This window comes from Pseudomonas sp. DCB_BI (assembly GCF_026240995.1).
Lineage (GTDB): Bacteria > Pseudomonadota > Gammaproteobacteria > Pseudomonadales > Pseudomonadaceae > Aquipseudomonas.
In genome coordinates this window covers 308,083-333,078 of record NZ_JAPFCG010000003.1, presented here as the reverse complement: position 1 = coordinate 333,078, position 24,996 = coordinate 308,083, and the positions used below count along the sequence as shown (strand labels likewise).

Here is a 24,996-nt window from a genome sequence, read left to right as displayed (position 1 = left end):
ATCCGGTCGCCAGCAATCTATCCATGATGCCGAGATCCTGGGGCCGCTGCGCGGCCCTTTCGCGACGCAAGGCCGCTCCCACATTGACCGCGTACAACCTTGAGCCTGTACCAACCATTCATCCCCCCCGGTTGAAATCCTTCCCCCCACCCCCATATGAGTCTGCATCAGGCACTTTCGCCCCGCTGCGTGGAGACTCTCCCCTTGACCACCATCGTTTCTGTCCGCCGTAACGGCAAAGTCGTCATGGGCGGCGACGGCCAGGTATCTCTCGGCAACACCGTGATGAAAGGCAACGCCAAGAAAGTCCGCCGCCTGTACCACGGCCAGGTCATCGCAGGCTTTGCCGGTGCCACCGCCGACGCCTTCACCCTGTTCGAGCGCTTTGAAGGCCAGCTTGAGAAACACCAGGGCCACCTGGTCCGCGCCGCCGTCGAGCTGGCCAAGGAATGGCGTACCGACCGTTCCCTGAGCCGCCTGGAAGCCATGCTGGCTGTGGCCAACAAAGACGCATCGCTGATCATCACCGGCAACGGTGACGTGGTCGAACCTGAAGACGGCCTGATCGCCATGGGTTCCGGTGGCGCCTATGCCCAGGCCGCAGCCCGTGCCCTGCTGAACAAGACCGACCTCTCGGCCCGTGAAATCGCCGAAACCGCCCTGAACATCGCCGGCGACATCTGCGTGTTCACCAACCACAACCTGACCATCGAGGAGCAGGACCTGGCCGACTGATTCAGCTGTTCTGGCGCCCCATCCCGGTGACGGGGCTTTTCCACGCTGACTCACCTGCCCAAGGACCATTTTCATCATGTCCATGACCCCCCGCGAGATTGTCCACGAACTCAACCGCCACATCATCGGCCAGGACGACGCCAAGCGCGCCGTGGCCATTGCCCTGCGCAACCGCTGGCGGCGCATGCAGCTGCCTGCCGAGCTGCGTGCCGAAGTCACCCCGAAGAACATCCTGATGATCGGCCCTACCGGTGTCGGCAAGACTGAAATCGCCCGCCGCCTGGCCAAGCTGGCCAACGCGCCGTTCCTCAAGGTCGAAGCCACCAAGTTCACCGAAGTGGGCTACGTTGGCCGTGACGTCGAGTCGATCATCCGTGACCTGGCCGATGCCGCACTGAAGATGCTGCGCGAGCAGGAGATCATCCGCGTGCGCCACCGCGCCGAAGACGCTGCCGAAGACCGCATCCTCGACGCCTTGCTGCCGCAGGCCCGCGTCACCAGCTTCAGCGAAGAAGCCGCGCAGACCAGCAGCGACTCCAACACCCGCCAGCTGTTCCGCAAGCGCCTGCGCGAAGGCCAGCTGGACGACAAGGAAATCGAGATTGAAGTGGCCGATGCCGTAGGTGTGGAAATTGCCGCACCGCCAGGCATGGAAGAAATGACCAACCAGCTGCAAAGCCTGTTTGCCAACATGGGCAAAGGCAAGCGCAAGGCGCGCAAGCTGAAGGTGAAAGAAGCGCTGAAGATGGTTCGTGATGAAGAAGCAAGCCGCCTGGTCAACGAGGAAGAGCTCAAGGCCAAGGCCCTGGAAGCGGTCGAGCAGCACGGTATCGTGTTCATCGACGAGATCGACAAGGTTGCCAAACGCGGCAATGTTGGCGGCGCCGACGTCTCCCGTGAAGGCGTGCAGCGTGACCTGCTGCCGCTGATCGAAGGCTGCACCGTCAATACCAAACTGGGCATGGTCAAGACCGACCACATCCTGTTCATTGCTTCGGGTGCGTTCCACCTGAGCAAGCCAAGCGATCTGGTGCCCGAGCTGCAAGGCCGCCTGCCGATTCGCGTGGAGCTCAAGGCACTGACCCCGGAGGACTTCGAGCGCATCCTGCAAGAGCCGCATGCATCGCTGACCGAACAGTATCAGGCGTTGCTGAAGACCGAAGGCCTGAACATCGAGTTTGTCGCTGACGGCATCAAGCGTCTGGCCGAAATTGCCTACCAGGTCAACGAAAAAACCGAGAACATCGGCGCCCGCCGCCTGCACACCCTGCTCGAGCGCTTGCTGGAAGAGGTGTCGTTCAGTGCCGGTGACCTGGCCAGCACCCATGACGAAGCGCCGATCCAGATCGACGCGGCGTATGTGAACAGCCACCTGGGTGAGCTGGCGCAGAACGAAGACCTGTCGCGTTACATCTTGTAAGACCGGTTTCGCGGACAAGCCCGCGCCTGTACACGTCACCCCATCCCTTGGGCCTGCGGTGATCGGTGCAGGCGCGGGCTTGTCCGCGAAGAGGCCCCTTGAATCCCTCCACCATAAGCTGGAAGCTGTGCTTCATCAGCTCCCGAGAGATTCTGCCCATGGCCCGCCTGCCCACCGCCATCAACCTGCACAAAGCCTCGAAAACCCTCAGCCTTACGTACGCCCCCGGCGAGGTCTACACCCTGCCCGCCGAATTCCTGCGCGTGCACTCCCCCTCCGCCGAGGTCCAAGGCCACGGTAACCCGATCCTCCAGTTCGGCAAGATCAACGTCGGCCTCAGTGGCCTTGAACCCGCCGGCCAATATGCACTGAAACTGACCTTCGACGACGGCCATGACAGCGGTCTGTTCACCTGGGAATACCTCGAGCAGCTGTGTTTGCGCCAGCAACAGCTGTGGGCCGAATACCTCGACGAGCTGCACAAGGCCGGAAAATCGCGCGACCCGGCCGAATCCGTTGTCAAACTCATGCTCTAGCGCAAGCCCTGCGGGGTTTAGAGCGCATTTTCTAAATACATCTGTTTGAATGACTTACAGACAGCCCAGTGACGGGCTGTCTTGCGCATTACATGAAAGTCGGGTAACCAATGGGTATGGCAAGATCCCTGCATCAACTTGCAGGCAGTCAGAGCCCCAGCAGCACCGCTGTTCCTTATCACTGGTCACCCGAGTAGCAGTACCGGGCTCAGGGCTGTGCGCCCGCCACAGCAACCGGTACTCGTCTCAGGACAACGGAGCGTCGTAGATGAGTAACAAGAACAACGATGAGCTGCAGCGACAGGCCTCGGAAAACACCCTGGGGCTGAACCCGGTCATCGGCATTCGCCGCAAGGACCTGTTGAGCTCGGCACGTACCGTGCTGCGCCAGGCCGTGCGCCAACCGCTTCACAGCGCCAAGCATGTGGCCCACTTCGGCCTGGAGCTGAAGAACGTGTTGCTGGGCAAGTCCAGCCTGGCCCCGGAAAGCGACGACCGTCGCTTCAATGACCCAGCCTGGAGCAACAACCCCCTATACCGTCGCTACCTGCAAACCTACCTGGCCTGGCGCAAGGAGCTGCAGGACTGGATCGGCAGCAGCGACCTCTCTCCCCAGGACATCAGCCGCGGCCAGTTCGTCATCAACCTGATGACCGAGGCCATGGCACCGACCAACACCCTGTCCAACCCGGCAGCGGTCAAGCGCTTCTTCGAAACCGGCGGCAAGAGCCTGCTTGACGGCCTGTCGAACCTGGCCAAGGACATGGTCAACAACGGCGGCATGCCCAGCCAGGTCAACATGGACGCGTTCGAAGTGGGCAAGAACCTGGGCACCAGCGAAGGTGCAGTGGTGTACCGCAACGATGTACTGGAGCTGATCCAGTACAGCCCCATCACCGAACAGGTGCACGCCCGCCCGCTGCTGGTGGTGCCACCGCAGATCAACAAATTCTACGTGTTCGACCTGAGCCCAGAGAAAAGCCTCGCCCGCTATTGCCTGCGCTCGCAGCAGCAAACCTTCATCATCAGCTGGCGCAACCCGACCAAGGCCCAGCGCGAGTGGGGCCTGTCCACCTACATCGACGCGCTCAAGGAAGCGGTCGACGCGGTGCTGGCGATTACCGGCAGCAAGGACCTGAACATGCTCGGTGCCTGCTCCGGCGGCATCACCTGCACCGCGCTGGTGGGCCACTATGCCGCCATTGGCGAACACAAGGTCAACGCCCTGACCCTGCTGGTCAGCGTGCTGGACACCACGGTGGACACCCAAGTGGCACTGTTCGTCGACGAACAGACCCTGGAGGCGGCCAAGCGCCATTCTTACCAGGCGGGCGTGCTGGAAGGCAGCGAGATGGCCAAGGTGTTCGCCTGGATGCGCCCCAACGACCTGATCTGGAATTACTGGGTCAACAACTACCTGCTGGGCAACGAGCCGCCAGTGTTCGACATCCTGTTCTGGAACAACGACACCACACGCCTGCCGGCCGCCTTCCATGGCGACCTGATCGAAATGTTCAAGAGCAACCCGCTGACCCGCGCAGACGCCCTGGAAGTGTGCGGCACGCCCATCGACCTGAAGAAAGTTCAGTGTGACATCTTCAGCGTTGCCGGCACCGCCGACCACATCACCCCCTGGCAGTCGTGCTACCGCTCGGCGCACCTGTTCGGCGGCAAGATCGAATTCGTGTTGTCCAACAGCGGCCATATCCAGAGCATTCTGAACCCGCCGGGCAACCCCAAGGCGCGCTTCATGACCGGTGCCGATCGCCCGGGCGACCCAGTGGCCTGGCAGGAAAATGCCACCAAACACGCCGACTCCTGGTGGCTGCACTGGCAAAGCTGGCTGTCCGAGCGTGCCGGCGAGCTGAAAAAGGCGCCAACCCGGCTGGGTAACCGTGCCTATGCCGCTGGCGAAGCCGCACCGGGCACCTACGTTCACGAGCGTTGAGTTGCAGCGCCGTGGCGGCCTGCGGGCGCCACGGTGTTCATTTCACCCAAGAGTCACGCGCATGCCGCAACCCTATATCTTCAGGACCGTCGAGCTGGACGACCAGTCCATTCGTACCGCCGTCCGCCCGGGCAAGCCACACCTGACGCCGTTGCTGATCTTCAACGGCATCGGCGCCAACCTGGAGCTGGTGTTTCCGTTCATCGAAGCACTGGATCCGGACCTGGAAGTGATCGCCTTCGATGTACCCGGGGTCGGAGGCTCATCCACGCCCCGCCGCCCGTACCGCTTCCCCGGGCTGGCCAAGCTGACGGCACGCATGCTCGACTACCTCGACTACGGCCAGGTGAATGTCATCGGCGTGTCCTGGGGTGGCGCCCTGGCCCAGCAGTTCGCCCACGACTACCCCGAGCGCTGCAAGAAGCTGGTGCTGGCTGCCACTGCCGCTGGTGCGGTGATGGTGCCCGGCAAGCCCAAGGTGCTGTGGATGATGGCCAGCCCAAGGCGCTACGTGCAGCCGTCGCATGTCATCCGCATTGCACCGATGATCTATGGCGGCGGCTTCCGGCGTGACCCGGACCTGGCCATGCAGCATGCCGCCAAGGTGCGCTCTGGCGGCAAGCTGGGCTATTACTGGCAGCTGTTTGCCGGGCTGGGCTGGACCAGCATCCACTGGCTACACAAGATCCAGCAACCAACCCTGGTACTGGCCGGCGACGACGACCCGCTGATCCCGCTGATCAACATGCGCCTGCTGGCTTGGCGGATTCCCAATGCCCAGCTACATATTATCGACGACGGCCATTTGTTCTTGATTACCCGGGCCGAGGCCGTCGCCCCGATCATCATGAAGTTCCTCCAACAAGAACGTCAGCGCGCAGTCATGCACCCTCGCCCGGCATCGGGCGTATAGGAGCGGGCTTGCCCGCGAAGCGGCGCCATGGCCAGAACGAGGGAGTGTTGCCATGAAAGACAAACCGGCCAAAGGATCGACTACGCTCCCCGCCACCAGCATGAACGTGCAGAACGCCATGCTCGGCCTGCGCGGCCGCGACCTGCTTTCCACACTGCGCAATGTCGGCCGCCACGGCCTGCGCCACCCGCTGCACACGGCCCATCATCTGCTGGCCCTTGGCGGGCAACTGGGCCGGGTGATGCTGGGCGACACGCCCTACCAGCCGAACCCACGTGACGCGCGCTTCAGTGACCCGACCTGGAGCCAGAACCCTTTCTACCGCCGCGGCCTGCAGGCCTACCTGGCGTGGCAGAAGCAGACCCGCCAGTGGATCGACGAAAGCCACCTGCACGACGATGATCGCGCACGCGCGCATTTCCTGTTCAACCTGATCAACGATGCGCTGGCACCCAGCAACTCGCTGCTCAACCCACTGGCGGTCAAAGAGCTGTTCAACACCGGTGGTCAGAGCCTGGTGCGTGGCGTAGCGCACCTGCTCGACGACCTGCGCCACAACGATGGCCTTCCACGGCAGGTCGACGAGCGTGCCTTCGAAGTGGGCGGCAACCTGGCAGCGACCCCGGGCGCGGTGGTGTTTCGCAACGAACTGCTGGAGCTGATCCAGTACAAGCCGATGAGCGAAAAACAGCACGCTCGCCCGTTGCTGGTCGTGCCGCCGCAAATCAACAAGTTCTACATCTTCGACCTGAGCACGACCAACAGCTTCGTCCAGTACATGCTCAAGAACGGCCTGCAGGTGTTCATGGTCAGCTGGCGCAACCCTGATCCGCGCCACCGTGAATGGGGCCTGTCCAGCTATGTGCAGGCCCTGGAAGAAGCGCTGAATGCCTGCCGCAGCATCAGCGGCAACCGCGACCCCAATCTGATGGGCGCCTGCGCTGGCGGCCTGACCATGGCGGCCCTGCAAGGCCACCTGCAAGCCAGGAAACAGTTGCGTCGGGTGCGCAGTGCGACCTATCTGGTCAGCCTGCTGGACAGCAAGTTCGAAAGCCCCGCCAGCCTGTTCGCCGATGAGCAGACGATCGAAGCCGCCAAGCGCCGCTCGTATCAACGCGGCGTACTGGACGGCGCCGAGGTGGCGCGGATCTTTGCCTGGATGCGGCCCAACGACCTGATCTGGAACTATTGGGTCAACAACTACCTGCTCGGCAAGACACCCCCGGCCTTCGACATCCTTTACTGGAATGCCGACAGCACTCGCCTACCTGCCGCGCTGCATGGCGACCTGCTGGAGTTCTTCAAGCTGAACCCGTTGACCCACCCGGCCGGGCTTGAAGTGTGCGGCACGCCGATCGACCTGCAGCAGGTCAACCTGGACAGTTTTACCGTGGCCGGCAGCAACGACCACATCACCCCGTGGGACGCGGTGTACCGCTCGGCCTTGCTGCTGGGCGGCGAACGGCGTTTCGTGCTGGCCAACAGCGGGCATATCCAGAGCATCATCAACCCGCCCGGCAACCCCAAGGCCTACTACCTGGCCAACCCCAGGCTGAGCAGCGACCCGCGTGCGTGGTTTCATGACGCCAAGCGCAGCGAAGGCAGCTGGTGGCCGCTGTGGCTGGAGTGGATCACTCCGCGATCGGGCCCGCTCAAGGCACCACGGACGGAGCTGGGCAACGCCACCTACCCACCGCTAGGCCCCGCGCCAGGCACCTATGTCCTGACCCGATGAGCACGCTGACTGGATGAAGACCCGCGACCGTATCCTCGAATGCGCCCTGCAACTGTTCAACCAGCAGGGCGAGCCGAACGTTTCTACCCTGGAGATTGCCAACGAACTGGGCATCAGCCCAGGCAACCTGTACTACCACTTCCACGGCAAGGAGCCGTTGGTGCTGGGGCTGTTCGAGCGTTTCGAGGAGGCACTGATGCCTCTGCTCGATCCGCCTCTGGAGGTGCGCCTGGACGCTGAGGATTACTGGCTGTTCCTGCACCTGATCGTCGAGCGGATGGCGCAATACCGGTTTCTGTTCCAGGACCTGTCGAACCTGACCGGGCGTCTGCCCAAGCTGGCGCGGGGCATGCGCAGCCTGATCAATGCGCTCAAGCGTACGCTGGCGGCGTTGCTGGCCAGCCTCAAGAGCCAGGGGCTGGTGGAGAGTGACACCCCGGCGCTGGGGCAACTGGTGGAACAGATCACCCTGACCCTGATGTTCTCGCTGGATTACCAGCGGGTGCTGGGGCGCGAGGGGGATGTGGGGATTGTGGTGTACCAGGTGATGATGCTGGTGGCGCCGCATCTGCAGGCCCAGGCCCGGGCGGCGGCGGAGCAACTGGCTGTGCGGTATCTGGAGGGGTAGGCCGGTTGATTCGGCGCTGGGGCCTTCGCGGGCATGCCCGCTCCCACAGTGCTTGCGCTGACCTGCTGATCTGCGCTGTGACTGTGGGAGCGGGCAAGCCCGCGAAGAAGGCGACGCGGTATCAGATCAGGGTACCGGTGCCGTTTGGTGCCGACGGGGCGCTGCTGGCCGGGGCAGTGGCAGGTGTCGGTGCTGCGGTAGCGGCCGGTGCGGCGCTGGCCGCAGGGGCTGCGGGTTTTGCGGCTGCGGGTTTGGCCGGTGCTTTCTTCACCGCAGGTTTCTTCGCTGCCGCTGGCTTGGCCGCCGCAGGCTTGGCGGCGGCAGGTTTGGCGGCAGCAGGTTTGGCCGCCGGCTTGGCAGCAGGTTTGGCCGCTGCCGTTTTAGCTGCAGGCTTGGCCGCCGCGGTTTTGGCCGCTGGCTTGGCTGCCGCTGCCTTGGCCAGCGGTTTGGCCGCAGTCTTGCTGGCTGCAGGCTTGGCCGCAGCGGCGCGCGACGAGATCGGCGTAACCGAAGCACCGGTCAGTTTCTCGATCTGCTTGGTCAGGCTGTCGACCTGCTGGTGCAGAGCCTTGATCTCGTTGCGGCTCGGCACACCAAGCCGCGAGATGGCGCTGTTCAGGCGCTTGTCGAAGGCTTCCTCGAGCTCACTCCACTTGCCCAGTGCACGGTCCTTCACGCCAGACACACGCGAAGTGGTCGAGGACTTGGCAGTGTCAGCAACATCTTCGGCGGTCTTCTTCGCCTGCTTCTCGGCCTTCTCGCCATCCTTCACCAGCGAGTCGAACAGCTTCGGGCCGTCCTGGTCGATCTTCGAATAGATACCCAGCCCCGCCAGCCAGATCTTGCGGGAGTACTTCTCGATCCCGCCGACCCAGGAGCTGCCTTCTTTGTCGGTGTTCTTCTTGCCAGCCATCCTGCTCTCCTTATGGTTTGTGCGCGACGCGCTCAAGCAGCTCGTGCAGCTGTTCAAGCTTGATCGACAGCGCCTCAACGTCATGTTTAGACGGAATGCCGAGGCGATTCAAGGCGCGTCCTACCCGTGCGTCGAAAGCTTTTTCGATCTTGTCGAGTTGAATTTCGACCTTGCCGCGTACGCGGCTGACTTCCTCGGCGGCTTCATCGAGCTGGTTGTTGGCAGCATCGAGCTCTTTGTCGATGCGCTTCTTGCCCCGCTTCTCGACCCCCTCGCCGGCCTTGACCAGCTCCTGGAAGTAGTCGGAGCCTTCCTGGCCGACGCGGGCGTAGGCGCCGATACCGGCCAACCAGATTTTGCGCGCGTAGCCGCGCACCTCGCCAAGCGTGCCCAGGGCTTCGTCTTTTTTCTTCACATTCACTTTGGCCATGCTGTGTACCTCATGCTCATGAGTGGTGGGAAACCGCCCACGGAGGCTGGGCTTGAGCCTAAGGTAGGGAAGAAAATTAGAAACCTCACCCTAAGGTGTTGGTTGGAGCACTTATATACCGCAAACCATTTTGACCACAGCGCTAGCGTCGCAGGCCTCATTTCACGGACATCGACGCCATGACTGCTGTAGCAACCCCACCCAGGCTCACGTTCAAGCAAAGCGTGGCAGCCTGTTTCTCCAATCGCCCGCGCCTGCGGGACGTACTATCCAAGGAAGCATTCGAGGCTTTCGCCGACCGCTATCCATGGTTACAGCGCAACCATCCTCACCTGACGTCGCTCGACCCATTCGTCATCCTGCATGCGCCGGCCAGTACAGATGACCCAGCACGTCAGAGCGGGCTGCTGGACGAGCTGCTGCGGCATTTTCTAGCAAAGGAACCCGTGCAACTGGGCACCGCGGACACGCTAAGCATCAGCCCACCCCAGGTGTTTCAAATCCAGGAACAAGGCCAGGACAACATCGGCCACCCCGCGATCATGCCGGACCTGGCGAAGCTCAACGATGATTTCGATACGGTGCTCGGCGCATTGATACCCGCCTTCCAACAAGCCCAGATCGGCTTCTGGAACGGGCTTGACGAACACAGCCAAACCTCGCGCATGCTCTGGTTGGAGCACACCCTCCAGGCCGCATTGCTTCAAAGCCTCCCGCGCCAGGGCCTCAACGATGATGAAAAAGCTGCCATCTATGCACTGCTCGATGGGGTACCCGACGGCCTGGTCATCGAGGCGGTCCAAGCCACGCTAGGAACGGATGAGGGCACACACACCATCACCCTGCCGGATTTGTTGGTCAGCATCACGACTGGAGGCCGCAGTCTGTTGCTGCAGTGCAGGCCCTGCGGTTCGGTTCATCGCCATGTGGACCTGGCCAGATTCGCTACCGCGCTGCAGCGGCAGTTAGCGCAACGCTATCGCTTCCAGACGTTGTCCTGGGCCCATACACCTGTGCGTGGGCGCCCGTTCGCCTTCCAGGCCCGGCAACTGCTGAACGCTATCCTTGATGACATCGGCCGCCTGCGCATCGGTGGCGTGGCGACCATCGAAGAGCTGGAGCGGCAACTGCGTCAGGTGAGCGACCCGTCAGCCTACTTCGTCAACCTGCCTTCAGGGGATCAGGCTGCACCAGCCGTCAGTCCACCGCAATGGCTGGCCAATGCCAACGCCCAGGATCGTTACACCTACCACACCGCACTGCTCGACCTCGCTGCGAACCAAGGGCGGTCGAAGGGCCGCACATCGCTGGGCGATGTCGAAGATATCCGTGATTACGCCGCTCGCCGCTTGCGCGAGACCCTACAGAGCAGCTACCCAGACATGGCGTCGTACGAACCGAACGATGTGCACATCCGCATTTCCCAGGCCATCATTGGCGCCGGCGCACAAGGGCAGTCGCTGTTCTTGCACACGGTGCCCCTCACTGACCTGGCGATTTCACGCCTGCGGCTGCAGGCTGGCGAGGTGATGAGCGGCATCAGTTTCGCGGACGGCTCGCCTGTGACCGGCTGGCTGAGCATCGACCAGATCAGGGGCCTTATTCATCAGGTCGACATCGGCGGTCACTACCCCTCCTACCTCAAGGGCCAAGTCAACACCCAACCGCGCAGGGCCGAGCGAATCCGGCAGCATGCCCGGGAATGGCGTTACGCCCTTCGGTTCAGCACCCTTAAGGCCAAAATCGAGCGACAGCTTGGCGAAACCGCAAGCCAGGCACTCCTCGGGTTCTGCCAAGGCATGGACGTGGGCGCGGACCGACTGCGTATCGCCCCCCTGGCGTTCCTTTGCGCGCCCGGCGCTTCGGCAAGCGATGTAGCGCACGGGATGTTCATCATCGAAATACCGGCGAGCCGCAGCTGGGTTTTGTACCGCCCGTTCTATGCCGACAAGGCGTTGCAGGAATTTTCCAGCCTCGAATTGCTGATGGGCGCAATCCGCAGCAGGGGCGAACTGCAAGAGAGCGTACTGGCTTGGGTTGACGACGAAGCGCGCCCGATTTACCAGAACGACGGGTTCGAGCACCCGCACCTGCACCCGAACATTACCACGCTGACGCACCTGCTCAATGTGCCGGTCGAGCTGCTGGACGGCCTTTTGCAACGTCTCAGAGGCCCGGTCCAGGTCTCGTTCCAGGCGTGGACGGAAGATCTGGACACCCAGCTGTTCAACGCCCGCATCGAGACCATGTTATTGGCCTCAGCCAGCAACAGCGTCTCGAATGCTCAAGAAGTGCGGGCTTTGGTGAAGGAGGCCGCCTGGGCGATCTTCAATACCGTCACCCAACTTTGGCATGGCCCGATGACCACCCTGGTGTGGCTGGTGGTGGCGCTGTCGGCAGCCAAGGAAGACGTGGAGGCGCTGATCAAGCGCAGCGGTGACGACAAGATCGTCGCAGCCATAGACCTGATCACCAACCTGGCCTTGCTCCTTGCCCACCGCCCTGCAACGCCACCCACCAACAGCGAAGAGGCCGCTACGCTCCGTTTTTCAGGCCCTGCGCCGAAGGAAGATTCCCCGCCGCCAGCGGTCGAGCAGCCACAGGAGAAACCCTGGCAGGCCCCCGTCGAGCCGCCGCAGCCCAGGATCATGCGGGTAAATGCCTGGCGTGAGGAGCAGAGCCTGAGCAAGCTGTCGCCCCAGGTGCGTCAGTCAATGGCCCAACTGCAAGCTTCGCAGCCGCTGGAAGGGCACGTGCCACTGGCTAAGGGCCGTCTGCGGGGGCTGTACAGCATCGCCGGCCGGTACTACGTCAAGCTCGGCGATGACGCCTATGAGGTCATCGAGACCTGGAACGGCATGCAGATCATCGGGCCCGAGCCGAGCAGCAGCGAATGGGTGTCGCAATGGAATGGCGACCCGGACGGTTACCACATCGTTGGTCGTGAACGGCAAAAAGGGCCATGGCTTACGCGCTGGCATGAACAATGGTCTTTGAACGTAGGCGTCTTTGGCGGCATGCCAAAGGACAGGCACACCATCAACGCTGAAAACCGCCAACGGTTCGACATGTTGAGCGCAACCGCCACGGCGAATCAACAAGCGCTGAATCGGGTGGGGCTACTCATGGAGCGCAGCGGAGTGCAACTGCAGGCTTATGACGAGCTCGCTCTGCAGTACAGCCGGGCTATAGATGCATTACCGGAGCAGGAGCGCACTTCACTGCCGCCAGCATTGCAGCTTCAGAAGCAGGCACTGAAGGCCCAACGCTTACGCCAATTGCCTGAAATCAGGGCATCCGCGCTCTACCTGGAGCGACAAAGCACGCTGTTGCATGGGAACATCGAAGTGTTCAAGGAAATGGCCGAACCGCGGTTCAGCAAATACGACGATCGTCCCCAGAACCGACGTCAATACGGTAATTGGTACGGTGCTGCCATAGAAAACGACATGCTGCTGTGCCGCCGTTTGCTAGAGCAGGTCGACCACCAGGCATTGAGCGCACAGGCCGCAGGGCTACGCCGCGTCCCCCAGACTGCCGAAGATATCCAGCATTACCTCGATTATCGCGAACGGGTGCACGATTCCTGCCAGGCCAGCCGCCGCCTGCTTGCCGCCAGCCAGCGTCTGGACCGGACGCTGGCGGAGGCGCTCGATGACCCCAAGATCGATTTTGCCAATAAAGCCACGAAGCTCGCCCAGACCAATCGGAGCAGGACTTATTCGACACTGGTCATTCGGGCACAGTTGCTCAGTGACCTGGCTTACCTCGTCGTCGACAAGACGCGGCTCTCTGCGGACATGGCCGAGCACCTGCTTACCATGCGCGCGCCGCTCAGCAACCTCGAGTTGAGCCGCATGGTATGGAGCCACGACGGGCTGGCAGCTACCGAAGAACCACCCCAGGTCAAGGCCGAACTGCTTGAAGATATCCTTCAGAAGTACCGTACCGTGCTGGACCGCGCCCATTACATGAAGACCCTGGACTCGCCGGCGCTGGTCACGGACGTGCTGGACGAATACATACGCGAATTGTCCACGATGACCCAGGTCACGGAGCAACAACTGAGCGCCACCTTGGCCAACGTCGACAGCGGCATCAGCCCACCTCCGCCTTCCCCCGGCCATCGCCCCACGACCGTCAGGCGGCGGGTCATCCGCATCGACCGAGGTCGACCGCTGCTGGTGGAAGTCGACCAAGTGGGCAACCGGGCAATTCAGCGTAATGCGTTCAACCATGAGCCAGCAGGCAGTTTCGCGCAACGCGACGGGGTGTGGCATGCCGTGGCTGAGCAAGCACGGCCTGCCCAACGTGACCGGGCACAGGTGCGCCAACGAGCGAACCGCCTGCTGGCAGAAGTGGATGGGAAAATCGCCTTCGCCGCTCACTATGCCGATGAGCCCAACAGCCTGAGCGACTTTCTGGAATGGCCGGCCGGTGACATGCGCGAAGTGCAACAGCAGCTGAGCGAGCTCAACAACCCGCTGGATAACGGCCTGGTTGACCTCCTGCGTGCAGCGGTAGACCGTGTCCACCACGAAAGGCTTCGGCTACTCACCGACGCCTACCTGAACACCCGCCATCCCGACGGCAAGGCGCTGCGCTTCCTGGCTGAGCAGGGTCGGATACGGATCAGGCAAACCGTGATTCGCCGCCAGCTACGTCACGCCCATGATTACCTCGACGTTTACGAGGTGCGTGATGTGCAAGCGCCTCGCCGGGTGCTGTGGGAGGCGCACTTTCATTATCCCAGCCTGGACGCGAGCGCCCACGACTTCGTCAAGGGCCACCTCAAGTTCTGGGATGCAGGTGTAAGAGGCCGCAAGGCCATGCTCGAGCAGGCCGCAGACGCGCGCGAGCGCATCGCGATCTACCGCGGCGACCTGCGCCTTGACCAGGTGATCGGCATCATTCCATTCCCGGAGACCCCGCCACGATAGCCAGCAGGTCAGCCCCAGGTCAGGCCAGGGCCTTGTCCAGCGCCCGCTCGATTTCGCCTTTGATGGTGCCGCTCATCATCGACAGCATCATGCCCAGCTTCAACTCGACGCGGATGCTGTCGTCGCCAATGTGCACGCTGCCATTGGCGCCACTGCGCGCCACATCGACCCGGTCACCGTTCCAGGTGGCCTTGAGGTCATATTCGCGGCTGAGCTTGTCGACCAACGCTTCGGCTTTGGCGCGGGCGGCATCGCGGCCTAGGGAGTGTTTGCGTTCGACGCTGATCTGGGTCATGCGGGCGTTCCTGGAAATGTAGACATAATGGGCATTATGCCCGCGCCTGCCCCCTGGCACACCCCGCCAAGACAAATCCGCCCGTTCGCCCTAGAATGGCAGTAATTTTTTCCGGTGAAGCGATATGAACGACCAGCGCAAAGGCGAACACGCCGAACCCACCACCCATTTCGGCTACCAGGACGTGCCTGAAAGCCAGAAGGCGAAGAAAGTCGCCGAAGTGTTCCACTCGGTGGCCGCCAAATACGACCTTATGAACGACGTGCTGTCAGGCGGCATGCACCGCCTGTGGAAGCGCTTTACCATCGAGCTGTCGGGCGTGCGCAGCGGCAACCGCGTGCTGGACATCGCCGGCGGTACCGGTGACCTGGCCGCCAAGTTCTCGCGCCTGGTAGGCCCGACCGGGCAGGTGGTGCTGGCCGACATCAACGATTCGATGCTCAAGGTTGGCCGTGACCGCCTGCTGGACCGCGGCGTGGCCGGCAACATCGAGTTCGTCCAGGCTGACGCCGAAAAGCTGCCCTTCCCAGACAACCACTTCGACTGCGTGACCATCGCTTTCGGCCTGCGCAACGTCACCCACAAGGACGCCGCCATCCGTTCGATGCTGCGCGTGCTCAAGCCCGGTGGCCGCCTGTTGATCCTGGAATTCTCCAAACCGACCAACAAGCTGATGTCCAAGGCCTACGACGCCTACTCGTTCGCCTTCATGCCGCTGGCCGGCAAGCTGATCACCAATGACGCCGAGAGCTACCGTTACCTGGCCGAGTCGATCCGCATGCACCCCGACCAGGAAACCCTGAAAAGCATGATGGTCGAGGCCGGTTTCGACCGCGTCACCTACCACAACATGACCAGCGGCATCGTTGCCGTGCACCGGGGGATCAAGCCCTGATGCTGCTGGCCGGGCTGCTCGCCAGCGTCGAACATGGCCTGAATCGCGTCCTGCGCCTAGACAGCACGGCCTTGCCGCGGCTGGCCGCGCTTGAGGGCAAGGTCATCGAGATCGACTGCCGCCAACCGGCCCTGCAGGTGTTCATTCTGCCCGATGAAGAGGGCCTGATGCTGGCCGCCCATTGGGAGGGCGAGGTCGACTGCAGCCTGCGCGCCCCCGCGGGTAGCCTGGCGCAACTGGCCCTGGTCAAGGACAAGACCGCTGTGCTGCACAGCCCGCAGGTCGAACTACACGGCGACAGCGCCGTACTGCTCGACCTGTTCGGTGTGCTACAGGACCTGGAGCTGGACTGGGAACACGAGCTGCAACGCTGGCTTGGCCCAGTCCCCACGGCGATGCTGGCCGGCCATATCCGCCTGCGCGCTCGCTGGACTCGCCAAGGCCTGGCACGTTTCAGCCAGAACCTGTCCGAATACCTGGCCGAAGAATCCCGTACCCTTGTCGGCAAGCGCGAAGCGGAAGCCGCCTTCAGCGAGCTCGATGCCTTGAAGCTTGATACAGAACGCCTCGAAGCGCGCCTCAAGCGCCTCTCCCGATCCCTAGATACCAGCGATAACGCATGAAGCTGCTCGCCGTCCGACGTCTTTTTCGCATCCAGCGTGTGGTGATCCGCTACCGCCTCGATGACCTGCTGTTCGAACAACCCTTGCTGCCTTGGTGGCTGGCCAGCGTACGCCTGCTGATGCCGTGGCGCTGGCTGCCACGCAAGCCCACCGACCTCAGCCGTGGCGCACGCCTGCGCCTGGCGCTGCAGGACTTGGGGCCGATCTTCATCAAGTTCGGCCAGCTGCTGTCCACCCGCCGCGACCTGCTGCCACCCGACATCGCCGACGAGCTGATGCTGTTGCAAGACCGCGTGCCACCGTTCGACCCGAAAAAAGCCGTGGCCTTGATCGAGGAACAGCTCGGTGCGAAGGTCGGCGAGGTGTTCAGCCGCTTCGACGTCGAACCGCTAGCCTCGGCCTCGGTGGCCCAGGTGCATGCCGCACGCCTGAAAACGGGCGAAGAGGTGGTGGTGAAGGTCGTGCGCCCGGGCCTGAAGCCGGTCATTGCCCAGGACCTGGCCTGGCTGTTCCTGATCGCCAAGGCTGCCGAACGCGCCTCGGCGGATGCCCGTCGCCTGCACCCGGTAGACATCGTCGGCGACTACGAAAAAACCATTTACGACGAGCTCGACCTGCTGCGCGAGGCTGCCAACGCCAGCCAGCTGCGGCGCAACTTCGAAGACTCCGAGCTGATGTACGTGCCCCAGGTGTACTGGGACCTGTGCCGCCCCAAGGTGCTGGTGATGGAGCGCATCTACGGCGTACCGGTGACCGACATGGCTACCTTGGCCGACCAGCGCACCGACATGAAGCTGCTGGCCGAGCGCGGCGTGGAAGTGTTCTTCACCCAGGTGTTCCGCGACAGCTTCTTCCATGCCGACATGCACCCCGGCAACATCTTCGTCAGCACGGTCAAGCCGTGGAGCCCGCAGTATATTGCCATCGACTGCGGCATCGTCGGCAGCCTCACCGCCGAGGACCAGGACTACCTGGCGCGCAACCTGTTTGCCTTCTTCAAGCGTGACTACCGCCGCGTCGCCCAGTTGCACATCGACTCGGGCTGGGTGCCGGCAAACACCAAGGTGAACGAGTTCGAAGCAGCGATTCGCACCGTGTGCGAGCCGATCTTTGAAAAACCGTTAAAGGATATTTCTTTCGGCCAGGTGCTGATGCGCCTGTTCCAGACCGCACGGCGCTTCAACATGGAAGTGCAGCCACAGTTGGTATTGCTGCAGAAAACCCTGCTCAACATCGAAGGCCTGGGTCGTCAGCTGTACCCCGACCTGGACCTGTGGAGCACCGCCAAGCCGTACCTCGAACGCTGGATGCGCGACCGCTACAGCCCCAAGGCCGTGTTCGGCAACCTGCACAGCCAGGTAGAACAACTGCCACACCTGGCCGGCATGACCCGCGACCTGCTCGAACGCCTGTCGCAGCCTCACCTGCACGATCCACAACTGCCGGAGCGCCGTCGTCAGGGCGACCGCTGGGCGCTGCGCCTGCTGGGCGCAGGCCTGCTGGGCGGTGGCGCAGTTCTAGCCGCAGGTGCTGCCGAAACCGCCAGCCTGGCCGCCCCGGTTGCCTGGCCAGCCTGGCTGATGCTGGCTGCGGGCCTTTACCTGATCGTGCGCCAATAGCCAGCCGCGCCTGTGGCTGGCACACTAGCGCAAATGGCCCGGTACAGGAGCGGGCCCGCTTTGGAGTCGACGATGAAAGACTGGCTGGACGAGATCAAGTGGAACAGCGATGGCCTGGTACCGGCGATCGCCCAGGACCACAAGACCGGACGCGTGCTGATGATGGCCTGGATGAACCGCGAATCCCTGGCCCTGACCGCCGCCGAGCAACGCGCCATCTATTGGTCGCGTTCGCGTGGCAAGCTGTGGCGCAAGGGCGAGGAATCCGGGCATGTGCAGAAACTGCATGAGCTGCGCCTGGACTGCGACGCCGACGTGATCATCCTGATGGTCGAGCAACTGGGTCATATCGCCTGCCATACCGGCCGTGAAAGCTGCTTTTATCGCGTCTTCGAAGACGGCCAGTGGAAAATCGTCGACCCGGTCCTGAAGGACCCGGATGCCATCTACAGCGCAGGACACTGACATGAGCGACACCCTCAACCGCCTGGCCGAAGTGCTTGAAGAACGCAAGCAAGCGGCACCTGACAGCTCTTACGTGGCCAGCCTGTACCACAAGGGCCTGAACAAGATTCTTGAAAAGCTTGGCGAGGAGTCGGTCGAAACGATCATTGCCGCCAAGGATGCCGCGGTCAGCAAGGATTACAGCGATGTCATCTACGAAACTGCCGACCTGTGGTTTCATAGCCTGGTGATGCTCAGCGCGCTGGGCCAGCATCCACAAGCCGTACTCGATGAGCTGGATCGCCGTTTCGGGCTGTCCGGGCACGATGAAAAGGCCGCTCGCCAGCCTTCGGCTTGAGCACAACGCATTCTAGGAGAGCACCATGGGTATTTTTGACTGGAAACACTGGATTGTCCTGCTGGTCGTCGTGGTCCTGGTGTTCGGCACCAAGAAACTGAAGAACTTCGGCAGCGACCTGGGCGAATCGATCAAGGGCTTCCGCAAGGCCATGAACGAAGAAGAGAGCAAGCCGGCCGAGCAGACTCCGCCGCCTGCCCAACCAGTGCCGCCGGTGCAGAACACCGCCCAGCCGCAGCAAGGCCACACCATCGAAGGCCAGGCCCAGCCGGTCCAAGAGCCGCAGCGGAAAGACTGACCCATGTTCGGCATCAGTTTCAGCGAGCTGCTGCTCGTCGGCCTGGTCGCCCTGCTGGTGCTCGGTCCCGAGCGCCTGCCGGGTGCCGCCCGCACGGCTGGCCTGTGGATCGGGCGGCTCAAGCGCAGCTTCAACAGCATCAAGATGGAGGTCGAGCGCGAAATCGGTGCCGACGACATCCGCCGCCAGCTGCATAATGAGCACATCCTGCAGATGGAAGAGGAAGCCAAGCGCATCCTCAACCCGCTAGCGCCACCCGCACAGCCGCCAGTGACCACGGCCAGTGTGCAGCCACCTGCCGGGCTCGAAACCAGGCCGGTTGTCGAGCCAGCTGCCACCCCGGCCGCTTCTTCTGAACCGCCTCAACCGCCGCGAGCCCCATGAGCGAGAACCCGGAACACGACCAGCCAATGCCGCTGGTTTCGCACCTGACCGAACTGCGCACCCGCCTGCTGCGCTGCGTTGCTGTCATTTTCCTGATCTTTGCCGGGCTGTTCTCTTTCGCCCAGCAGATCTACACCTTGGTCTCCGCCCCGCTGCGCGATCACTTGCCGGCCAATGCAACGATGATCGCCACCGACGTGGCCTCGCCGTTCCTCACGCCGTTCAAGCTGACCATGATCGTGGCGCTGTTCCTGGCCATCCCGTTCATCCTCCAGCAAATCTGGGGCTTTATCGCCCCCGGGCTGTACCGCCACGAGAAGCGCATTGCCATTCCGCTGCTCGTATCGAGCATCCTGCTGTTCTACGCCGGCATGGCCTTTGCCTACTTCCTGGTGTTCCCGCTGATGTTCAAGTTCTTCGCCGCTGCCACGCCGGCAGGCGTGGCGATGATGACCGACATCGCCAACTACCTCGACTTCGTGATGACGCTGTTCTTCGCCTTCGGCGTGGCTTTCGAAATCCCGGTAGCGGTCGTACTGCTGGTGTGGATCGGCGTGGTCGACGTGAAATATCTCAAAAAGATCCGCCCCTATGTGATCATCGGCTGCTTCGTGGTCGGCATGATCCTTACCCCGCCGGACATCTTCTCGCAGACGTTGCTGGCCGTGCCCATGTGGCTGCTGTTCGAGATCGGCGTACTGTGTGGCGGCCTGATCCGCAAGCGCAGCGCCCACGACGAAACCGCCGACGACCATAACGACCAGCCACCAGCGACCCAACCGTGAACCTGTTGCTTCTTGAAGAGGCCGACTTCGTCTCGGCCGACCGTGTCGTTCTTGCTGATCGACGCTTCACCCACATGCAGGAAATCCACCGCGTGGCAGTGGGCGACAACCTGCGCGTGGGCCGCATCAATGGCCTGATGGGCAAGGCCACGGTGCTGCGCCTGGAAAAGCACGAAGCCGAACTTGAAGTCGCCTTCGACCAGCAACCACCGGCCAAGCTGCCGCTGACCCTGGTGCTGGCGGTACCACGCCCGAAAATGCTGCGTCGACTGTTCCAGACCGTGGCTACCCTCGGCGTATCACGGCTGATCCTGGTAAACAGCTACAAGGTCGAGAAAAGCTTCTGGCAAACCCCTTTTCTGCAGCCCGAGAGCATTCGCGAAAACCTGATCCTCGGCCTGGAGCAGGCACGTGATACGGTGCTGCCCGAGGTAGTCATCGAGAAACGCTTCAAGCCGTTCGTCGAAGACCGCCTGCCTGCGATCGCCGCCGGCACCCTGGGGCTGGTTGGCCACCCCGGCCCCTACCCTGCCTGCCCGCGTGCGGTGGACCAACCCGTGACCTTGGCCATCGGCCCCGAGGGCGGCTGGATACCCTATGAAATCGAGCTGCTGGGCAAAGCTGGCCTGGCACCGGTACAACTGGGCGATCGCATCCTGCGGGTAGAGACCGCCGTCACCGCGTTGCTTTCGCGTATTTTCTGACGCAAACACCCCTTTTTCGCCCATCAAGTTTCCTTCTCCCGGGCCGATGGCCTTGGCAACACAACAACTATTTGTGCTGCCAAGCCGCCGGGGAGTCGTACATGTATCAATGGTTAGCCCAATCGATGGGCAATGTGAGCGTCAATCGCAAACTGGGGCTGGGCTTTGGCCTGGTGCTGCTGTTGACCCTGGCCATTACCCTTACGGGTTGGATGGGCATGGATAGCATCATTGATCGAGGTGACAAGCTGGGCAATATCTCGGTGATTCATCAGTACACCCAGGAATTGCGCATTGCCCGCCAACACTACGAACGCAACCGTGACAATGCAGCCGTAGCAGAGCTGGAAAAGGCGTTGAACAACCTTGAGCGCCAGGTCCAGTTGATGCTTGGCCAGATCGAAAAACCCGAGGACCAGCAGCGCCTTCGGCAGCAAATGACAGCGGTAAGCGGATATCGGCAGGCTTTCGCTGACCTCAAGCAATCTGCGGCTGATCCCGACGCCACTGAGCAAGCCCTGCGGCGCATGGCCGAACAAGGCACGGTACTGCTGCAGACCAGCCAGGCGATGACCGCCTCACAAACCGAGGTGCGCGATGCTGGCGCAGCCAACGCCAAGACCCTGCTGGCTGCGGCTACCGCGTTGGCACTGGTCCTCGGCTTGCTGGCAGCCTGGGCCATCACCCGGCAGATCATCATCCCCTTGCGCCATACCCTGCGCGCTGCTGAACGCGTGGCCAGTGGCGACCTTACCCTGAACTTGCAGGTGGACCGCCGCGACGAGCTAGGCCAGTTGCAAGCCAGCATGCAGCGCATGACCCAGGGCCTGCGCGAACTGATCGGCGGCATTGGCGACGGCGTCACACAGATCGCCAGCGCTGCCGAGCAGCTGTCGGCCGTTACCGAGCAGACCAGCGCCGGGGTCAATAACCAGAAGGTCGAGACCGACCAGGTGGCGACTGCCATGAACCAGATGACCGCTACCGTCCACGAGGTGGCCCGCAACGCCGAGCAGGCCTCGGAAGCCGCCTTGATGGCGGACCAGCAAGCCCGTGAAGGTGACCGTGTAGTGGGTGAGGCCGTTGCCCAGATCGAGCGCCTGGCCGGTGAAGTGGTCAATTCCAGCGAAGCGATGAACCAGCTCAAGGCCGAAAGCGACAAGATCGGCAGCGTGCTCGACGTGATCAAGTCGGTGGCCCAGCAGACCAACCTGCTGGCCCTCAACGCGGCGATCGAGGCCGCCCGCGCCGGCGAGGCCGGGCGTGGCTTTGCCGTGGTTGCCGATGAAGTGCGCAGTTTGGCTCAGCGCACCCAGCAATCGACCGAAGAGATCGAAGAACTCATTGCCGGCCTGCAAAGCGGTACCCAACGGGTGGCCAGCGTGATGGACAACAGCCGCCAGCTGACCGACAGCAGCGTCGAGCTGACCCGTCGTGCAGGCAGCTCGCTGGAAACCATCACCCGTACGGTGTCGTCGATCCAGGCGATGAACCAGCAGATTGCAACGGCGGCAGAGGAGCAGACGGCGGTGGCCGAGGAGATCAACCGCAGCGTGATGAATGTGCGGGATATTTCCGACCAGACCTCGGCGGCCAGTGAGGAGACAGCCAGCTCCAGCGTGGAACTGGCGCGGTTGGGCACCCATCTGCAAGGGCTGGTTGGGCGGTTCAGGCTGTGATCTGACCCAACGATCGCCCGGCCGGGCCTCTTCGAGGGTAACTCCACGAAGAGGCCAGTGCGCTTACAGCACCTGGCGCAGGAATGCCTGTGCGCGTGGGTCTTTCGGCGCAGCGAAGAACGCGGCCGGGGCTGAATCTTCCAGCAGTTTGCCGTGGTCGAAGAACAGCACCCGGTCCGCCACTTCGCGGGCAAAGCCCATTTCGTGGGTGACACAAACCATGGTCATGCCTTCCTGGGCCAGGGTCTTCATCACGTCCAGCACCTCACCGACCATTTCCGGGTCAAGCGCCGAGGTGGGCTCGTCGAACAGCATCACTTTCGGGTCCATGGCCAGGGCCCGGGCAATGGCTACCCGTTGCTGCTGGCCGCCAGAAAGCCGGGACGGGAATTCATTGGCCTTCTGCGCGATGCCGACCTTTTCCAGCAGCGCCCGGGCCTTGGCCTCGCGGTCAGCCTTGTTGCGCTTGCGCACCACCTTCTGTGCCAGGCACAGGTTTTCCAGCACGGTCATGTGCGGGAACAGGTTGAAGTGCTGGAACACCATGCCGACTTCGCGGCGGTAGGCATTGATGTCGGTCTTGGGGTCGGCCAGTTGCAAGCCATCGATGGCCACATGGCCTTGGTCGAAATGCTCCAGGCCGTTGAGGCAACGCAGAAAGGTCGACTTGCCCGACCCAGACGGGCCCAGCACCACCACCACTTCGCCCTTGGCGACCTGCGTGGTGACGTTATCCACAGCCCTGACCACCTGGCCACGGGTGTCGAAGACTTTCAGCAAATCACGGACTTCAATCACTTTGCGCAAGCCTCCGCTCAAGCCGGCTGGCAATGTGCGACAGCGGCAGGTTGATCAGCAAGTACAGGCCTGCCACGCAGAACCAGATCTCGAAGGTAGAGAACGACGTGGTGATGGCCTCACGGCCGCTCTTGGTGAGCTCGGTGATGGCGATCACCGACACCAGCGAGGTGTCCTTGACCAGGCTGATGAACTGGCCGGCCAGCGGCGGCAGCACGCGCTTGAACGCCTGCGGCAGGATCACGTGGCGCATCGACTGGCTAGCGTTCAGGCCCAGCGAACGAGCAGCCTCATTCTGGCCCTTGGCAATCGACTGCACGCCAGCCCGCACGATTTCGGCCACGTAGGCGCCGGTGAACAGCGCCAGCGCCGCCACCCCGGCGAACTCGCGGGACAGGTTGAGCACGGTACCGATGAAGAAGTAGAAGATGAAGATCTGCACCAGCAACGGTGTGCCGCGCACCAGTTCGACGTACACGGTCGAGAGGTCGCGCAGGGTCGGGTTGTTCGACAACCGGCACAGGCCCGCGAACAGGCCGATCACCAGGCCGAACGCCCCGGATACCACCGAGATCCACAACGTGGTCCACAGGCCCCAGGCTAGCGGACCTGCCGCCCAATGGCGGGTTACACCAATCTGGTCGCCTTCGGCGACATCGTCGCCACGGCTCAGTTGCAGGCTGTCCTTGTCCACATCGAGCACTTGCTCGGCACCGCTTTCGTCCTTCAGCGTGACGCGGGCGCTATCGCCGGAGATGACGATTTCCTGCACGGTACCGTAGCCAGAGGCGCGCTGGGTTTCCTCAGCCTTGTACGCGAAGTACTGGGGTACGCGGTTCCAGCGCCACTCGTAGGAAATCATCGAGGTGGCCATGTACAGGCTGAACGCCAGGCCCACCAGGACCAGGGCAGTCAACCCATGCCAGGGCCACTGGGCTTTCTTGTGTTTGATCACGTGGGGTACTTCCGTAAATGCGAACGCGCAGGGTTTGCCTGCGCGTCGGGGTCATAAAGCCGGGCTTGTGGCCTTGGCCTTATTCCATTTCCTTCAGCCAGTCCTTGTTCTTGAACCACTTGTCGTGAATACGATCGTAGGTCCCGTCGTGCTTGATCTGGTGCAGGAAGTTGTTGATGAAGTTGATGCTGTCGTAGTCGCCTTTTTTCAGGCCGAAGGCCAGCGGCTCGTAGGTGAAGGGTTCTTCGAGGAACAGCAGCTTGCCAGCACCGGCTTTGTCTACCGCCACCACGTTGTACGGCGCGTCATAGACAAAGGCGTCGGCCTTGCCATTGACCACATCCATCACGGCTTCCTGTTCGTTGTCGTAACCGTGGTACTTGGCTTTGCTGATCAGCTTCTTGGACACCATTTCGCCGGTGGTGCCAAGCTTGGAGGTCAGGCGGTACTTCTCGTTGTTCAGGTCCTTGTACGACTTGATCTCGCCAGCCAGCTCCTTGCGGATCAGCAGGGTCTGGCCAACCACGATGAAAGGCTCGCTGAAGTTCAGGCGCAGGTTGCGTTCCTGGGTAAGCGTCATGCCGCTGCCGATCATGTCGAACTTGTCGGTCAGCAGGGCCGGGATGATGCCGTCATAAGCAGTGGAAACTGCCTCGAACTTCACGCCCATGGACTTGGCCATGGCTTTGAGGATATCGACTTCGAAGCCGATGATCTCGCCACGTTTGTTGGTCATCTGGAACGGCATGTAGGTTGGGTCCATACCCACCCGCAAGGTGCCGCGCTTGACCGCGTCATCGATGGCGCCCGCTTGAGCCGCCGTCACGGCGACCAGTGCGGTGACACCGACCATTAGCCGCGAAAGGTATTTCTTGATCATCACCAAGTCCCCTAGCAAGAAAAGTAGCGAATCTTATTGTTGGCACGGCCGTACTGGCCGATGAGTCATATCGGAGAGGGA

The 24,996-nt window shown here is 62.4% G+C and carries 24 protein-coding genes; 18 read left to right on the top strand and 6 right to left on the bottom strand.

The annotated features are described in order from the left end of the window. The first annotated feature begins 204 nt into the window (after positions 1–204). The 7 genes from hslV (at position 205) to OO258_RS05425 (ending at position 7,915) form a co-directional block, all read left to right on the top strand. The gene (gene hslV, locus OO258_RS05455) at positions 205–735 is read left to right on the top strand and encodes an ATP-dependent protease subunit HslV (RefSeq protein WP_003249309.1); all 531 of its coding nucleotides are present in this window, start codon (positions 205–207) and stop codon (positions 733–735) included. A gap of 76 nt (positions 736–811) precedes the next feature. Then, entirely contained in the window at positions 812–2,155 is a 1,344-nt protein-coding gene (gene hslU / locus OO258_RS05450) for an ATP-dependent protease ATPase subunit HslU (protein WP_110745087.1), read from the top strand. Between the two features lie 158 nt (positions 2,156–2,313). Beyond that, positions 2,314–2,691: a DUF971 domain-containing protein gene (locus OO258_RS05445; RefSeq protein WP_266029122.1), complete on the top strand. Its 378-nt coding sequence runs from the start codon at positions 2,314–2,316 to the stop codon at positions 2,689–2,691. A 268-nt stretch (positions 2,692–2,959) separates the two neighbouring features. Continuing rightward, positions 2,960–4,639: a class II poly(R)-hydroxyalkanoic acid synthase gene (gene phaC / locus OO258_RS05440; RefSeq protein ID WP_110745089.1), complete on the top strand. Its 1,680-nt coding sequence runs from the start codon at positions 2,960–2,962 to the stop codon at positions 4,637–4,639. Positions 4,640–4,700: 61 nt separating this feature from the next. Next, the gene (gene phaZ / locus OO258_RS05435; protein ID WP_266029108.1) at positions 4,701–5,552 is read left to right on the top strand and encodes a poly(3-hydroxyalkanoate) depolymerase; all 852 of its coding nucleotides are present in this window, start codon (positions 4,701–4,703) and stop codon (positions 5,550–5,552) included. Positions 5,553–5,604: 52 nt separating this feature from the next. Beyond that, on the top strand, positions 5,605–7,287 hold the full coding sequence (gene phaC, locus OO258_RS05430; RefSeq protein ID WP_266029107.1) for a class II poly(R)-hydroxyalkanoic acid synthase: 1,683 nt from the start codon (positions 5,605–5,607) through the stop codon (positions 7,285–7,287). 13 nt (positions 7,288–7,300) lie between these two features. Beyond that, positions 7,301–7,915 carry a TetR/AcrR family transcriptional regulator gene (locus tag OO258_RS05425; protein WP_110745092.1) on the top strand — a complete coding sequence of 205 codons (615 nt, stop codon included), beginning with the start codon at positions 7,301–7,303 and terminating at the stop codon, positions 7,913–7,915. 121 nt (positions 7,916–8,036) lie between these two features. Here OO258_RS05425 and OO258_RS05420 read toward each other — a convergent pair whose 3' ends face one another. Both OO258_RS05420 and OO258_RS05415 read right to left on the bottom strand, forming a co-directional pair. Next, a complete protein-coding gene (locus tag OO258_RS05420; RefSeq protein ID WP_266029106.1) occupies positions 8,037–8,828 on the bottom strand; it encodes a phasin family protein in 792 nt (263 codons plus the stop codon). Positions 8,829–8,838: 10 nt separating this feature from the next. Next, on the bottom strand, positions 8,839–9,258 hold the full coding sequence (locus OO258_RS05415) for a phasin family protein (RefSeq protein WP_110745094.1): 420 nt from the start codon (positions 9,256–9,258) through the stop codon (positions 8,839–8,841). Between the two features lie 179 nt (positions 9,259–9,437). On the opposite strand from OO258_RS05415, the gene OO258_RS05410 reads away from it, so the two are divergent. Continuing rightward, positions 9,438–14,198 carry a DUF6543 domain-containing protein gene (locus OO258_RS05410; protein ID WP_266029105.1) on the top strand — a complete coding sequence of 1,587 codons (4,761 nt, stop codon included), beginning with the start codon at positions 9,438–9,440 and terminating at the stop codon, positions 14,196–14,198. A 19-nt stretch (positions 14,199–14,217) separates the two neighbouring features. Here OO258_RS05410 and OO258_RS05405 read toward each other — a convergent pair whose 3' ends face one another. Continuing rightward, positions 14,218–14,493, bottom strand: coding sequence for a polyhydroxyalkanoic acid system family protein (locus tag OO258_RS05405; RefSeq protein WP_003249289.1), 276 nt, complete (start codon positions 14,491–14,493; stop codon positions 14,218–14,220). Between the two features lie 124 nt (positions 14,494–14,617). On the opposite strand from OO258_RS05405, the gene ubiE reads away from it, so the two are divergent. The 10 genes from ubiE to OO258_RS05355 all read left to right on the top strand — a co-directional run bounded on the left by ubiE (position 14,618) and on the right by OO258_RS05355 (position 22,282). Then, on the top strand, positions 14,618–15,388 hold the full coding sequence (ubiE, locus tag OO258_RS05400) for a bifunctional demethylmenaquinone methyltransferase/2-methoxy-6-polyprenyl-1,4-benzoquinol methylase UbiE (RefSeq protein WP_110745096.1): 771 nt from the start codon (positions 14,618–14,620) through the stop codon (positions 15,386–15,388). Next, positions 15,388–16,011, top strand: coding sequence for a ubiquinone biosynthesis accessory factor UbiJ (locus OO258_RS05395; protein ID WP_266029104.1), 624 nt, complete (start codon positions 15,388–15,390; stop codon positions 16,009–16,011). Before ubiE ends, OO258_RS05395 begins: the two co-directional genes overlap by 1 nt. Beyond that, complete coding sequence (ubiB, locus tag OO258_RS05390) at positions 16,008–17,630, top strand: ubiquinone biosynthesis regulatory protein kinase UbiB (protein ID WP_266029103.1); 1,623 nt, start codon at positions 16,008–16,010, stop codon at positions 17,628–17,630. The genes OO258_RS05395 and ubiB overlap by 4 nt, the downstream gene beginning before the upstream one ends. A gap of 72 nt (positions 17,631–17,702) precedes the next feature. Next, positions 17,703–18,095, top strand: a complete 393-nt coding sequence (gene hisI / locus OO258_RS05385; protein WP_064490835.1) for a phosphoribosyl-AMP cyclohydrolase — start codon at positions 17,703–17,705, stop codon at positions 18,093–18,095. 1 nt (position 18,096) lies between these two features. Further along, entirely contained in the window at positions 18,097–18,432 is a 336-nt protein-coding gene (locus OO258_RS05380; protein WP_016489563.1) for a phosphoribosyl-ATP diphosphatase, read from the top strand. Positions 18,433–18,457: 25 nt separating this feature from the next. Beyond that, complete coding sequence (locus OO258_RS05375; protein WP_209969551.1) at positions 18,458–18,730, top strand: twin-arginine translocase TatA/TatE family subunit; 273 nt, start codon at positions 18,458–18,460, stop codon at positions 18,728–18,730. 3 nt (positions 18,731–18,733) lie between these two features. Then, positions 18,734–19,114, top strand: a complete 381-nt coding sequence (gene tatB / locus OO258_RS05370) for a Sec-independent protein translocase protein TatB (RefSeq protein WP_110745100.1) — start codon at positions 18,734–18,736, stop codon at positions 19,112–19,114. Further along, a complete protein-coding gene (gene tatC / locus OO258_RS05365) occupies positions 19,111–19,899 on the top strand; it encodes a twin-arginine translocase subunit TatC (protein WP_266029102.1) in 789 nt (262 codons plus the stop codon). The genes tatB and tatC overlap by 4 nt, the downstream gene beginning before the upstream one ends. Then, positions 19,896–20,603: a 16S rRNA (uracil(1498)-N(3))-methyltransferase gene (locus tag OO258_RS05360; protein ID WP_266029101.1), complete on the top strand. Its 708-nt coding sequence runs from the start codon at positions 19,896–19,898 to the stop codon at positions 20,601–20,603. Before tatC ends, OO258_RS05360 begins: the two co-directional genes overlap by 4 nt. A gap of 101 nt (positions 20,604–20,704) precedes the next feature. Then, complete coding sequence (locus OO258_RS05355) at positions 20,705–22,282, top strand: methyl-accepting chemotaxis protein (protein ID WP_266029100.1); 1,578 nt, start codon at positions 20,705–20,707, stop codon at positions 22,280–22,282. 63 nt (positions 22,283–22,345) lie between these two features. On the opposite strand, the gene OO258_RS05350 is transcribed toward OO258_RS05355, so the two are convergent. The 3 genes from OO258_RS05350 to OO258_RS05340 all read right to left on the bottom strand — a co-directional run bounded on the left by OO258_RS05350 (position 22,346) and on the right by OO258_RS05340 (position 24,912). Further along, on the bottom strand, positions 22,346–23,080 hold the full coding sequence (locus tag OO258_RS05350; protein WP_003249271.1) for an amino acid ABC transporter ATP-binding protein: 735 nt from the start codon (positions 23,078–23,080) through the stop codon (positions 22,346–22,348). After that, entirely contained in the window at positions 23,073–24,035 is a 963-nt protein-coding gene (locus tag OO258_RS05345; RefSeq protein WP_266029099.1) for an amino acid ABC transporter permease, read from the bottom strand. The genes OO258_RS05350 and OO258_RS05345 overlap by 8 nt, the downstream gene beginning before the upstream one ends. A 79-nt stretch (positions 24,036–24,114) precedes the next feature. After that, complete coding sequence (locus tag OO258_RS05340; RefSeq protein ID WP_110745191.1) at positions 24,115–24,912, bottom strand: transporter substrate-binding domain-containing protein; 798 nt, start codon at positions 24,910–24,912, stop codon at positions 24,115–24,117. Between the last annotated feature and the right edge of the window lie 84 nt (positions 24,913–24,996).